Raw genomic sequence first — 14361 nt, 5'->3', positions numbered from 1 at the left:
AAAAGGGGGTATGCCATTTGGTCGGCATACCCCCTTTGCTGTTTCAAAGATTAGCTTATTCTAATCTTATTATCTCACGATTAGCTTAAAAGCTTCGTCTGCCATATACTTAGCAAACTCAAGGTCTTTAGCTGCTTTCTTTGCCATTGATCTGTCAAGTTGGACAGCTGTGCGAAGATTGTTGATAACCTGAGTAGCATCGTTTGTGCGAGCACCGATGATTGCTTTTAGATAGCTTGTAGTTGCGTTAGGTCTTGCAATAGCGTTGAGAGTAGCAATAGCCTTGTTGTAGTCACGGTTAAGGATTTGTGCTACAGCTGCATTGTTGCTCTTAGTGTCACCAAACAGCTCTACAGCTTCTTGGTATTTACCTTGGTTGAGAAGAAGAAGAGCTCTGGCTTCTTTTAGCTCGGGTACTTCACCTGCAGCTCCAAAGAGTTGCATTGCTTTATCTTTGTTTCCTTCTTCAAGTGCAATAAGACCAAGGTTCATGCTTGTTTCAGGATTGCCCGGCTTCACATCATTAGCACGGTTAAACCATTGGTTAGCTGCTTGGTATTCTTGGTTGGCATAGCTTAGCATACCAAGGTTGTTGTAAGCTCTGTAATCTTTAGGGAACAATTTGATAGCTTCCTTGTAGATTCTTTCTTGTTCGCCTTGATCATTTGTCAATGTAGCTGAGTAGAGAAGTTCTTCTACATTAAGTGCTTTCGGGTTGTTTTTAGAAAGCTTTTGGATCTCTTCATCGCTCTTACCAATGATTTCTACATTAGCTGTAAGTCTTGAACGACGAAGCTGAGGTAAGATTTCTTCAGCAAGTTGCTTAAATACAACAGAGATGTTTTTGATTTCTTTTTCTCTTGTTTCCGGATCCGGATACATTTGCAAGACTCTAAGAACAAGGTCTTTGTCTTGGATATTGCTCTTTTCGACCAATTCTTTAAATCCTTCCCAGTCCTGAGCTGTATAATTAGCAGTAACATCTACACCTTTGATCTTGTTTTTTGCAAACTGATTTTTAAGGGTTGATGTAGTATTTTTCTCACGACGTTCGGAGAGCTTTTCGTTAAGTTCCAAACCACCATCCGGAGATGCGTATGCTTGTACTTCTACAGATACATTTTGGTTCTTGGCATCATTTGCATTTTTGACAATCTTGTTCCAGTCTTTGATTTCTGTTTTGCCAAGCTCTTTGCTTCTGATTTCTGCTTGTTGAATAAGGAACAGGATATTTGCGTTGTGAGCCTCTTTGATGATTCTTTGGAATGCATCGGGAGCGATAGCGGCAGAAGCATCTTTGGCAGAAGCAAGACCTTCTGTTGAGATAACGCCATTAGCTACTTTTACCTTTGGAAGGCTGTATGTTTTATTGCCACTTCTTCCTTTAAGTTCAAGATAGAGCTCAGATTGTTGCATTGCAGGTTTGTAATCAAACGAAAAGTCCATTTTGGTTACGCCACCATCTGCAAATGAGATTGTGCGTGCATTTCCTAAAACTTTTTCGCCTTGATATTGGAAAGAAGGACCAGAAACCTCTCCACCTTGATATTGTAATACCGGTGTAACAGTAAGTTCTGCTTTTTTCTTAAACCATTTGGATGGGAATGTGGCATTTACAGTCACAGGCACTTTCCCTCCAACTAATTCAAGAGGTTTTGGTTCTACTTTAACTAAGTCCGCAGAATAAGGACGTAGTTTAGAAGAACAAGACGCCAACGACAGAGCAGCTATTGAGACTACTCCTACACGAATAAGATTCTTTGTTCTCATCATTACTTAAAAAATTTTGTATTGTGATTTTAACTTATTGTCAATCATTGATTTAAGGATGTTTCCCTGCTCGCGTGCGCTCAACTACCCTAAATACATTACAAAGTTACTACAATTAAGTATAATAAAATAGTGCCTCAACCTTAGAACCCGTTTATAACGTTTTGGCATGAGCCATCTATTTAATGATATATCCGGATTGGATCCAAACTCATTGCATGCTCCAAGCCATTTTTATATGGCCGGTAGGCTCATTCCTGTTATTTTGCGATACATATCCAAGGCATATATATCAGTCATTCCTGATATGTAATCGAGTGCACATTGTATCTTGCCATACATTGATTGTTGCTTTGTATCGTATTGTGAACTTATTCTGGATAGTAAGGATTTGCTGTATAAGTATTCGGGATGGTTTAATGCTTCGAGGAGTTTATCCAGTAGAGCTGCGAATATTTGATGTCCTGCAAGGTCTACATCCAGAACATCTCTTGCGGGATATATTTTTGCATACGCCGTCTTGGAGCATTTTTTGTATGCCTCTCTTTCTCTCTTATTTATATGCGATATGAGTGCACCATTGAGCTCACCTCTTAGTATTTTGTCTTCATTGTCGATGAATGCACGGGCGCAATTTTCTGCCAGTAGGTTGATTACCTTGGATCTTAAGTATGCAATTTTCTCATTTGTGTCATCTATCTCTTGTAAGATCTCAAGGTGTTGGTCTGAGACATCGTTAGGGAAAAAGTCCGTAAGCAATTGAAGTGTCTCATCGTAGCTTAATATTTTGAGTTTATAGGCATCTTCTAAATCCATTATCTGGTAGCAAATGTCGTCGGCGGCTTCGACCAGGTAGACAAGAGGGTGTCTGCAATATCTCAGAGGGTAGTCCGATATCTTTATCATTCCCAGATGCCCTGCTATTTCTATCATGGTCTGTTCTTCGGTTTCGAAGAATCCGAATTTCCCCTGCTCTCCTACCGATAGGCTGCTGTATGGATATTTGATGATGCTGGCCAATGTACTGTAAGTTAAGGCAAATCCACCTTTTCGTCTTCCAACGAATTGATGTGTGAGAAGTCTAAAGGCATTGGCATTCCCTTCGAAGTGAGTGAAGTCGGCCCATCTTGCCCCTTCATCTTCGACTTGGTTTTTCCATTTCCTTCCATTCCCTTCACTAAAATAGGCTCCAATGACTTTTTCTCCACTGTGTCCAAAAGGAGGATTTCCAAGGTCATGAGCCAAGCATGCTGCACTTACAATACTACTGATTGTCCCATCTTGGGGAAAAAGTGTTTCGCCATGCTTTTTTCTAAGAGCCCTCGAAACGATTGTTCCTAAGGATCTTCCAACACAACTAACCTCCAAACTGTGCGTCAGTCTGTTGTGTACAAACACATTGCCCGGAAGGGGAAATACTTGTGTTTTGTTTTGAAGTCTTCTAAAGGGAGATGAAAAGACCATTCGATCATAGTCATGTTCGAAATCTGTTCGTACTCCTTTGATTATGGGGCTTCTTGAGCTATCTACTCCAAGTCTTTTGTCTGAGATTAGCTTTTCCCATTGCATTATATTGTTCATGTATTTTGTGTCCTTTAAATCTGTTTTGGAATAATTCCTTTTATAATAGCGGTGCAAATAGTCTTATACAGCTCTCCATAAACTTTTGAAATCTACTTCTTTGCTGCCACCTTTCGATTTCGATCTTTTCGGAATCATTAAGTAAATCTATAATGCAGTTTTTTAAAGCTATGACCATCTCCGGTTTGTATATCATAGCATTTAGCTCAAAGTTGTGTTCTAAACTTCTGAAATCCATATTGGTAGATCCTACAGAGGCTACTTTGTCGTCTACTACAACCATTTTGGCGTGTAAGAAGCCTCCGGTATAGAAAAAGACCTTAACTCCTGCACTTAACATATCCTGAATGTATGATAGGGATGCTACCTGTGCAAACTTAGTGTCGCTTTTCTTTGGAATCAGGAGCCTTACTTCTATTCCGGCAAGCGCAGCTGTGGTGATAGCGTTGCTGAGTGTTTCGGTTGGTAAAAAGTAGGGTGTCGTAATGAATACATACTTGGTGGCACGACTCATCAGAAATGTGATGGCTTGTTCAAGAGATCTCCATTCACCAATAGGTCCTCCCGGTATAATCTGCATCGGGATGTCTGTCTCTTTTGGGGTGGGGGTGTCCGGACCGTGGAAGCAACCTTCGATATTGATCACCTTTCTTGATACAACATACCAGTCAATCAAAAAGCTCGTTTGTAGACTTGCTACGGCAGAACCCTCTATCCTGATATGAGTATCATGCCAAAGACCAAGTTTATTGCCGTCGATATATCGCTTGGCAATGTTCATCCCTCCGAAGTATCCTATTTTCCCGTCTATGATGACAAGCTTTCTGTGATTCCTATAATTAACTCGGCTCGTAAAAAGAGGGAAGACTACCGGCATGAACGGGTAAACTTCCACCCCTCCTTTTCTGAGTTTCTCCCAGAATGATCTTTGGGTGTTCCAGCATCCTACATGGTCATAAATCAATCTGACACGCACGCCTTGTTTAGCCTTTTCGATAAGTTGATCGGCCAGTTCATTGCCATATTCGTCATTTTCTATGATGTAATATTGTATATGTATATGGTTGCGAGCCATCTTGATGTCTTCAAGTAGAGAGGATATTTTACTTTTCCCATCAGTAAATATTTGGGATTGGGTCGCGAAAAGAACCGGATTGTCGGAATTTCTTTTGAGTAGACGCATCAGTGGTGTTATTTGACTATCACTCATCTTCGAAAGCACTTCGTTGGGGATAGACAAGAACTTAGGTCTGCGCATCAGTCTTTTGTAAACCCTCCGATTCATAATGTGTCTGCGTCTCTGATCTTGTCCAAACAAAAAATAGAGCAAAATCCCTACTATTGGGATAAGTGTTATCACAAGAAGCCATGAGGTGGCTTTAAGTGGATTGCGATTTTCGCTGATGATAACCACTATTAAGCTAATAACAAGAAGAGCGTATAAAATGGATAATATTAAGTCCATATGAATCATTATTTAGCAAAGTGCTTGATTTTGTTTGATAAAGCATATATAAATGCCTATAAATATCATAAAGGTAATAAAATATGCCAATTGGTTTAGCTCTCTTGAATCTTATCGTCTCATCTATTTGTGGGAATAAAAAAAGCTGTATCGAAACAAAATTGTTTGATACAGCTTTTATTTAGTTGCGGAGGCAAGACTCGAACTTACGACCTTTGGGTTATGAGCCCAACGAGCTACCACTGCTCCACTCCGCGATCAATTGCACTGCAAAGATACGATTATTATTCATACTTCCAAAATTTTATGTGGGTTTTCTCTTTCTGTGATGGCAAGTTATTCGTTTAAATCTCTTGTTGTAAGCTGATTAAGCGTGTGTAATATTTCCTGTATTATTCTCTCGATTTCGCTTAGTTTCTCTTGGATAGCACGTAGCACAATCTGATTGATCGTTGCTAAAGTCCTTCGAATTTGGTATCTTGGCAACTATTAAATGAAAAAACCATGGAGATAATTATCATTTTTACCATACTTACAATTATGCTGCCGCTTGGAGGATTGCACCTTCAATCCGGTAAACTTTGTCTCCACAACTGCCTTTCTGAGTCAACTAAGGCAAACATCAAAAGCAGACTTACAGAGGAGTCGTTTCATTGGGCTGTGAAGTTCGTAGTGAGAGAACTCTATTTGTTAAATACTGTTGCCTTGACTTATGATCAAAAAGCTATACAAACAAACGCGATTCAATCACAAAACATCAAATTCGAGGGTTAGGGTCATCCGACCTTCTTACCGACTTTGCCCGTTTTATTAGTACGAAACGGACTTTTTTATGCGCTATTTTAACAAATAAGCTCGCGCGAGAAGCAATCTGTTCTCGCGCGACTTTCGATCCGATCTCGCGCGACCTTGACATGCAAAGTCGCGCTACTTCAGGTGCAACCTCGCGCGAGTATAGGTTCAAGGTAGCGCGAGAATGGATTGCAAGTCGCGCGACCTTCCCAAAAAGGGGGCCTGAAAGCTATTTTTAAGCCGCCTTTTTGTCCATAAAATAACGCCTATACATATATTAACATTTAGATAGGACGAAACCGTCCTATCTCTTATGGGGTTTGTGGAGAATATGCCTGTTTCAAGTTGACTAAAGAGCAGTTTTTAGGCAGTTTAAACGCTTAAATATATTTACATTACTTATCATATTTCAGTTGGATTTACGTGAATTTGCCCTTTTTACTTTGGATGTATGTTCCATATCTTAGTAAGGTTTTATCAAGTTTTGTTGCTTTTAGCTTACATACATTTTTAGAAAGTGCTTGTCCTTTTGTGATAATCTCAAAACGGCTTCTTAGCAAACTTAAAGAGCTTCTTAAGTTTCGCTTATCTTTGCAACGAAATAGAAACAAAAAAAGGAAACATAGATGTCATTACAATGTGGTATAGTAGGCTTGCCCAATGTTGGGAAAAGCACACTTTTTAATTGCCTTTCGAATGCGAAGGCTCAGTCTGCAAACTTTCCGTTTTGCACCATTGAACCTAATGTTGGTGTCATAACAGTGCCGGATGAGCGTCTTAATAAGTTGGCAGAATTGGTTCACCCCGAAAAGATTGTTCCAACAACAGTTGAGATTGTCGATATTGCCGGTTTGGTCAAAGGAGCAAGTAAGGGTGAAGGTTTGGGTAATAAGTTTTTGGCTAACATCCGTGAGACAGATGCGATTTTGCATGTTTTAAGGTGTTTTGACGATGACAATATTACTCATGTCGATGGAAGTGTCGATCCTGTTCGTGATAAGGCTATCATTGATACAGAGCTTCAGCTTAAAGATTTGGAGACAATCGAGAGTAGGTATCAGAGAATTTACAAGCAGGCACAAACGGGGGGTGACAAGCAAGCTAAGGTGATGTTGAATGTCCTTACAGCTTATAAAGAGGTCATAGAGAAGGGTGAGAATGCTCGTGTCGTGACTTTTGATTCAAAAGAAGAACTCAAGGCTGCTAAGGAACTATGTCTTTTGACTGCTAAGCCTGTATTGTACATATGTAATGTAGATGAATCAAGTGCTGTGGATGGAAATGCTTATGTTGAGCAGGTTCGTGAAGCGGTAAAGGATGAAGATGCCGAGATATTGGTCGTTGCTGCTAAGATTGAGAGTGAGATAGCTGAGTTGGAAACTTATGATGAGCGTCAGATGTTTTTGCAAGAGATTGGTCTTGAGGAGAGTGGCGTCAACCGTCTTATCAAGTCGGCTTATAAACTTCTCGACTTGGAAACCTTCCTTACAGCCGGTCCGATGGAAGTCAAAGCCTGGACTTATCACAAAGGTTCAAAGGCTCCCGTATGTGCAGGTGTCATACACTCTGATTTTGAGAAGGGTTTTATCCGTGCGGAAGTGATTAAATATGAGGATTATATAGAATATGGATCTGAGTCTGCTGTCAGAGATGCCGGTAAGATTCATATTGAGGGGAAAGAATACATTGTGCAAGATGGTGATATCATGCATTTTAGATTTAATGTCTAATCAACAACCTCTTTTCAAGTCAGTACGAAATAAATTCTAAGCAGTTTCTATGTGATATTAATTTGACTGATAGTTTCATTTAAGTACATTTGTATTTGGTACATTGTGTTGTTTGGTTTGACAATTGAGCAATATGATAGGCAGTAGCCTTTTAGCATGGTATTTAGAAGCTGTTTGGAATTATTTCGTAAACTGCCTGAAAGAATTTTTCGAGTTGGTCTTTATCTGAAGCGAGCTTCAAACGATCCGCAAAGTTTGAATTATAGACTCCTATATTTTCTTTTCGATAATGCCGAGACAGAGCTGTTAGGCTGTACCATTTTTTGATGTCACTACAGGTCTTTGAGAAATGAGGTTGTAGTCGAAGATATAATTTGTCCGGTTTCTCTTTGCTGTAGTGTCCCATATGATTAATAGACTAATTAGATATTTTATGAAACCAACATTGTTTGTATTGGCTGCCGGAATGGGTAGTAGATATGGCGGTTTGAAGCAATTAGACGGAGTGGGTCCAAATGGAGAAACTATTATGGACTATTCTATCTATGATGCTATTCAGGCCGGATTTGGCAAGATTGTTTTTGTCATCAGACATCATTTCGAAGAGGCCTTTAGAGAAAAAGTATTGGCAAAGTATGAAGCTACGGTGGAAACAGAGGTTGTTTTCCAGGAGGTGGATTCGTTGCCACAAGGTTATATCTGTCCTAAGGATCGAGAAAAACCGTGGGGTACCGGACATGCTGTTTTGATGGGTGCAGATAAGATTAAGGAGCCCTTTGCCGTTATCAATGCCGATGATTTTTATGGTAGGAACAGTTTTGAAGTTCTGGCCCAAAAATTGTCCAATATGGCGAATGAATCGGGACGGTATTGTATGGTCGGATTCGAGTTGTCCAAGACTTTAAGCGAAAGTGGTGCCGTATCGAGAGGTGTTTGCTCCGTGGACGCAAAAAACCTTCTGACCGGAGTTGTCGAACATACCGGTATCATACGCAAGGGGGATGCCATTGTGTGTCCTGATCCTTTCGATCCTTCTAAGGAAAAGGCTCTTCCCGAAGCATCTACGGTATCAATGAATATGTGGGGCTTTTTGCCGGATTTCTTTGAATATGCCGGAGCCATGTGGAGACAGTTTCTTGATGAAAGATTAAATGAGCCTAAGAGTGAATTTTATATCCCTTCTGTAGTTAATGAACTTATAGAAACAGGGAAAGCCTCTGTCGAGGTTTTGAAAACAAAATCTCATTGGTTTGGTGTGACATACCAAGAAGACAGAGCTTCTGTGCAAGCCAAGTTGAAGGAGTTGGCCGAAACAGGTGTATATCCTAACAAATTATTTAAATAAATCTTTAACACAATGAAAAAAGCTAAGTTGATCATGATCCTTTCAATGGGATCGGCTTTGCTATTATCTTCTTGCTCAGGCAAGAAAGATGGAGCTACAGCTGAGGCTAACGGTGTGCCGGCAATTGACTTGTCAGCAATGGATACTACCGTGAAACCTCAAGACGATTTCTATCGTTATTGCAATGGAAATTGGATGAAAAACAATCCGCTTCCATCGGATAAGAGCCGTTTTGGTTCTTTTGATGTTTTGAGAGATAGTTCTGAAGCTCGTATTCACAGAATTATTGAAGAATTAGCTTCTGCCAAAAATCTCAAACCGGGTACAGATGAAAGTCGTATTGCTATCTTATATAATGAAGCAATGGATAGTGTTAAGCTCAACAAAGATGGTGCAGCACCAATTATGTCAGAGCTTAAAGAAATCGAAGGAGTTAGTACGAAGGCAGATTTAATCAAGCTTCTTGCAAAGTTTGATAGCGAAGGATCTCAAACCTTCTTTAGTACTTATGTTTTTGCGGACGACAAAAACTCTACTATCAATATCATGCACCTCAATCAAGGTGGTGTAGGTATGGGTGATAGAGATTATTATTTAAAGCCGGAAAATAAGAAGATCCGTGAAGCATATATCAATTATTTGACAGAGATCTCTAAATTGGCAGGTTTTGATGAAGCCCAAGCTAAGACAATGGTTGACAATACAATGAAGGTAGAAACAGCCATTGCCAATATGCAATATTCATCTGTGGAGTTGAGAGACACTCACAAAAACTACAATATGCTCAATGTGGCAGACTTTGTGGCTTCTCACAAAGGTTTCGATTGGGCAACTTATCTTCAAGATCGCGGTCTTAAGATGGAGAAGTGGGATGTTGGACAGACAGGCTATTTCGACAAGTTTGACAAGTGGTTTGCTTCAGCTTCGCTTGAAGAACTTAAGGACTATATGATTGTAAGTACAATCAGTGGAGCTGCTCCTTATCTTAGCGATAACTTCTACAAGGCAAACTTCGATTTCTATAGCAAGGAACTTGCAGGTGTACAAGCTATGCGTCCACGTTGGAAGCGTGCTGTATCAAGTGTAGAAGGTGCTATTGGCGAAGCTTTGGGTAAGGTGTATGTAGATCGTTATTTCTCTGCCAACGACAAGGCAAGAATGGAGCAACTGATCGAAAACCTTCGTCAGGCTCTTAGTGAAAGAATCAACTCTTTGACATGGATGAGCCCCGAAACAAAGCAAAAGGCACAAGAGAAACTTTCAAGTTTCAAGGTTAAGGTTGGTTATCCCAACAAGTGGAAAGATTACAGCAAGATGGATATCAAGGGTGATAGCTATTATGCAGATATGAAGCGTGCCAACAAGTTTGAGTATGACTTCAATATGTCTGAACTTGGTAAGCCGGTTGATATGGACAGATGGTATATGTATCCTCAGACTGTAAATGCTTACTATCAACCTACAACCAATGAGATCTGTTTCCCTGCAGGTATCCTTCAGCCTCCTTTCTACAACTCAAATGCTGATGATCCTGTAAACTATGGTGCTATCGGAGTCGTGATTGGTCATGAGATGACTCACGGATTTGATGACCAAGGTCGTAACTATGACAAAGATGGTAACATGATTAATTGGTGGACAGATAAAGATGCTGAGAAGTTTAACAAGGCGACAAGAGTGCTTGTAGACCAATTCAATAAGATTGAAGTTGCACCGGGTGTTCATGCAAATGGTGAAAACACTCTTGGTGAAAACATTGCAGACCAAGGCGGTCTTCTTGTTGCACACTTGGCTATGCAAAAAGCATTGGAAGGCAAGAAGGTTGAGAAGATTGATGGTTTCACACCGGATCAACGCTTCTACATTGCTTATGCAAGAGTGTGGGGTCAGAATATGAGCCCGGCTGAGGTGAAGCGTCTAACTATTATTGACGTTCACAGCCTTGGTGAATATCGTGTCAATCAAACACTTCGCAACATTGATGATTGGTATAAGGCATTCAATGTAAAAGAAGGCGATAAGATGTATCTTGCTCCGGAGGAAAGAATTGTAATCTGGTAAAATGCAGATCATTATTAAATAAATACCAAAAGCCCTCTTGGTCCTAAGTGATCAAGAGGGCTTTTTAATTGAGGTTCGTCTTTGTCAATGATGATAGAAAAAGTAACTTTACACGTCTAAGATATGTTTGGATGTAGCTCGAGAGAAGTTGCCTCTAAACGCTACTAAAGTATAATCAGTTATGAAGAAATTCTTTTTGTCACTTGTAGGAGCTCTTGCAATCTCTTCAAGTATGTATGCAAATGAAAGTCCGCTTTGGCTGAGGCATCAATCTATCAGCCCGGATGGTTCGCAAATTGCATTTTGTTACGGTGGAGATATTTATACCGTACCGGTTCATGGCGGTGTAGCCAAGAGGATTACAGCCAATCCGGCTTATGATGGCAATCCCAAATGGAGTCCCGACGGGAAGCAGATTGCCTTTGAAAGTAATCGAGAAGGTAGTTTTGATATCTATGTTGTTGGAAGTGAAGGAGGTAATCCTCTTCGTTTGACATATAATAGTGGGTCAGAGCATATCAATACCTTCTTAAATGATAGCACGATCTTGTACAACTCATTTGTTATGCCTGATCATGTTTTTAGTATGTTCCCTTCCAACCTTTTCCCACAGGTTTATTCTGTCTCGGTTAGAGGAGGACGCTCACATCGCTTGAGCTCTTATCCTATGGAGATGATCTCGGTTCGTCCCGACGGAGCTTTTATTTATACAGATGTCAAAGGTTATGAGGATCCTTTTAGGAAACATGAGAAAGCCTCTGTTTGTCGCGATATTTGGATGCGATCAGAAGATGGCAAATCTTTTAAGCAATTGACCCATTTTAAGGGTGAAGATCGTAATGCTGTATGGGATATCAGCGGCAAAGGTTTCTATTATCTTTCTGAGAAAGATGGTAATTCCAATGTCTATTATCGTCCGGATGCTTCCAACGAAAAAGAGGAGCTACAGATTACACACTTCACTAAAAATCCGGTTCGCTTTTTGTCCATAGCCAAGGATGGTACATTGTCTTTTGGTTATGATGGTGAAATGTATATTCTTCCGACCAATGCCAAAGATCCCTGTAAAGTAGATGTGAAGATTTATGCAGATACAGAGACCGAATCGATCAAATATCAAACACTTACGAGTGGTTGCCAATCTTTTTCTTTGTCACCGAATCAAAAAGAAGTTGCTTTTGTAGTGCATGGTGATGTATTTGTCGCTAATGTCGAATATGGTACAACAAAGCGAATAACCAATACGCCGGAGCAAGAGCGAGATGTGCAGTTTTCTCCTGATGGTAGAATGCTTATGTATTCATCCGAACGCGATGGATGCTGGAATATCTATGCAACAAAACTGACAGATAAGTCTGACAAGCTTTTCTGCTATGCTCAAAACATCAAAGAAGAGCCTTTGACTACAAGCAAAGATCTTCCGTGTTTCCAATCTTTGTTTAGTCCCGATGGCAAAAAAATTGCTTATTTGAGGAACCGAACCGAGATTGTTGGTAAGGACCTTGTATCGGGCAAAGAATGGGTTATTATGCCCGGCAAATATCAGTATTCTTATGTCGATGGTGACCAAAATTTCAGATGGTCTCCGGATGGCAAGTGGATCTTGACTGACTTTATTGGTATAGGAGGATGGAACAATAAGGATATTGCCATCTTTGCCGCTGATGGTAGTGGTAAGTTTACCAATCTTACAGAAAGCGGTTATAGTGAAGGTGGTGGTAAATGGGTATTTGGAGGAAAAGCTATTCTTTTCTCGTCTGATAGAGCCGGTATGAGAAGCCACGGCAGTTGGGGAGCTGAAGATGATTATTATCTGATGTTTCTCGATGCTGATGCTTATATGAAATTTAAGCGATCCAAGGAAGAACGAGAACTTTATGCTTCTGCAGATTCAGTATCATCAACGGATTCAAAGGCCAAGAAAACAAAAAAGGATAAGTCAAAAGTTGAAGATTCTGTCAAACCGGTTAAGTTTGATTTGTCCAATAGAGCAGATCGTACCGTAAGATTGACAATGGCTTCCGGCGGTCTCTATGATGCTGTGCTCAATAAGGAGGGTACAAAACTCTATTATTTGGCTGCTTATGGAACGAACATTGGTCTGTGGGAATTGGATTTGGATGATGGCTCTACAAAGATGCTTGTAAACGGCATACAGGGTGGAAACCTCGAATTATCTAAAGATGGCACATCTATTTTCTGTGGTAATAGTCAGCGTATTCAGAAAATATCTTTGGACGGAAGTGCTAAGCCGGTAGAGTTTAGGGCAAACTTCGAACTTCAGCCTTATGCCCAAAGGGAATATATCTTTGAGCATGCCTGGAAGCAGGTCAAAGACAAATTTTATGATCCAAAGTTGCATGGAGTTGATTGGGACTATTATCGCAAAGCTTATAAAAAGTTCTTGCCATATATCAATAACGATGTTGATTTTGCCGAGTTGCTTAGCGAAATGCTTGGTGAGCTCAACGCTTCACATACGGGAGCAAGATACTTCCCTGAAAATAATGCGCCTGCTACTGCTGCCTTGGGAGCCTTCTTTGACGAATCATACAAAGGTGATGGACTGAAAATTATTGAAGTGCTCAGTGGTAGTCCATTGGATAGAGCAGACAGCCTATTTACTTCCGGTAGTGTCATTACATCAATCGATGGTAAGCCTATTAAAGCCAACGAACCAATCGAATTGCTATTGAATGGTAAAGTAGGCAAGAGGGTCCAACTTCAAGTGATGAATGGAAAGAAATCTTCGGATGTGATTGTCAAGCCTATCAGTCAATCAGATCAATCAGAATTGCTCTATCGTCGTTGGCTCAAAAGAAGGGAAGATCTTGTGCAAAAATGGGGTGGCAATCAAGTAGCTTATGTATATGTGAGAGCCATGGACAGTAAGAGTTTCCGAGAGGTGTTTAAGAACTTGCTCGGTAAATATAGAAATGCTTTGACTGCTGTTATTGATACTCGTTATAATGGTGGTGGATGGCTGCATGATGACCTTGTAATTTTACTTGGAGGTCAGTTGTCGATAAGGTATACCCCCAGAGGACAATATATTGGTCCGGACCCATTTATGCAGTGGTGCAGACCTTCTTGTGTGCTTCAAAGTGAAGGAAACTATAGCAATGGTCACGGCTTCCCATGGTTTTATAAGACATTGAAGATGGGCAAACTAATTGGAACTCCCGTTCCCGGTACTATGACTGCTGTGTGGTGGGAAACACAAATCAACCCGCGAATTGTTTTCGGTATTCCGCAGGTGACAAGTTTGGATATGCAGGGACAAGCTTTGGAAAATCAAGAGCTCGAACCGGATATCTTGATTTATAATACTCCGGAAGATTATATTGCAGGAAGAGATGTTCAGCTGAAAAGAGCGGTTGACGAAATGATCAAAGAAACAAGTTCGCCCAGAGCTCAAGATTTTAACATCAAATGAGAATGCAATAGTCTCCAAATGATGTTTTGACTTAGCTTAGATGCTGATTAAACTAACTACTTAAGAGCCATGTCCTATCAGAGATGGGATATGGCTCTTCTTTTTGCCCAAATCTGTACTTGAAGCAGCTCTAATGATATTTGGGATGTTTTTATAAAGATTCGTTTCTTTGGTGTATCTC

Annotated in this window: 8 protein-coding genes and 1 tRNA gene; 5 read left to right on the top strand and 4 right to left on the bottom strand. The window is 40.3% G+C overall.

What is annotated here, in order from left to right; translation table 11 throughout:
• Positions 1-69: 69 nt before the first annotated feature.
• The 4 genes from ACFO3G_RS00200 to ACFO3G_RS00185 all read right to left on the bottom strand — a co-directional run bounded on the left by ACFO3G_RS00200 (position 70) and on the right by ACFO3G_RS00185 (position 5073).
• Positions 70-1770 (bottom strand): tetratricopeptide repeat protein, encoded by a 1701-nt coding sequence (locus ACFO3G_RS00200; RefSeq protein ID WP_380076881.1) that lies wholly within the window; start codon positions 1768-1770, stop codon positions 70-72.
• 234 nt (positions 1771-2004) lie between these two features.
• The gene (locus tag ACFO3G_RS00195; protein WP_380076879.1) at positions 2005-3339 is read right to left on the bottom strand and encodes a deoxyguanosinetriphosphate triphosphohydrolase; all 1335 of its coding nucleotides are present in this window, start codon (positions 3337-3339) and stop codon (positions 2005-2007) included.
• Between the two features lie 52 nt (positions 3340-3391).
• On the bottom strand, positions 3392-4816 hold the full coding sequence (cls, locus tag ACFO3G_RS00190; protein ID WP_380076839.1) for a cardiolipin synthase: 1425 nt from the start codon (positions 4814-4816) through the stop codon (positions 3392-3394).
• Positions 4817-5001: 185 nt separating this feature from the next.
• Positions 5002-5073 (bottom strand) — tRNA-Met (locus ACFO3G_RS00185).
• A 247-nt stretch (positions 5074-5320) separates the two neighbouring features.
• Between ACFO3G_RS00185 and ACFO3G_RS00180 the strand changes: the two genes are divergently transcribed.
• The 5 genes from ACFO3G_RS00180 (at position 5321) to ACFO3G_RS00160 (ending at position 14180) form a co-directional block, all read left to right on the top strand.
• Complete coding sequence (locus tag ACFO3G_RS00180; RefSeq protein WP_380076837.1) at positions 5321-5590, top strand: hypothetical protein; 270 nt, start codon at positions 5321-5323, stop codon at positions 5588-5590.
• A gap of 644 nt (positions 5591-6234) precedes the next feature.
• On the top strand, positions 6235-7338 hold the full coding sequence (gene ychF / locus ACFO3G_RS00175) for a redox-regulated ATPase YchF (protein ID WP_380076835.1): 1104 nt from the start codon (positions 6235-6237) through the stop codon (positions 7336-7338).
• A gap of 433 nt (positions 7339-7771) precedes the next feature.
• Positions 7772-8683: a nucleotidyltransferase family protein gene (locus tag ACFO3G_RS00170; protein ID WP_380076833.1), complete on the top strand. Its 912-nt coding sequence runs from the start codon at positions 7772-7774 to the stop codon at positions 8681-8683.
• Between the two features lie 12 nt (positions 8684-8695).
• Positions 8696-10744, top strand: coding sequence for a M13 family metallopeptidase (locus tag ACFO3G_RS00165; RefSeq protein WP_380076831.1), 2049 nt, complete (start codon positions 8696-8698; stop codon positions 10742-10744).
• A 181-nt stretch (positions 10745-10925) separates the two neighbouring features.
• A complete protein-coding gene (locus ACFO3G_RS00160; protein ID WP_380076829.1) occupies positions 10926-14180 on the top strand; it encodes a S41 family peptidase in 3255 nt (1084 codons plus the stop codon).
• Positions 14181-14361 lie beyond the last annotated feature (181 nt).

Origin of the sequence: Falsiporphyromonas endometrii (assembly GCF_042654485.1) — a bacterium.
In the GTDB taxonomy this organism is placed as follows: Bacteria; Bacteroidota; Bacteroidia; order Bacteroidales; family Porphyromonadaceae; genus Porphyromonas; species Porphyromonas endometrii.
This window is presented reverse-complemented; position numbering and strand designations above follow the sequence as displayed.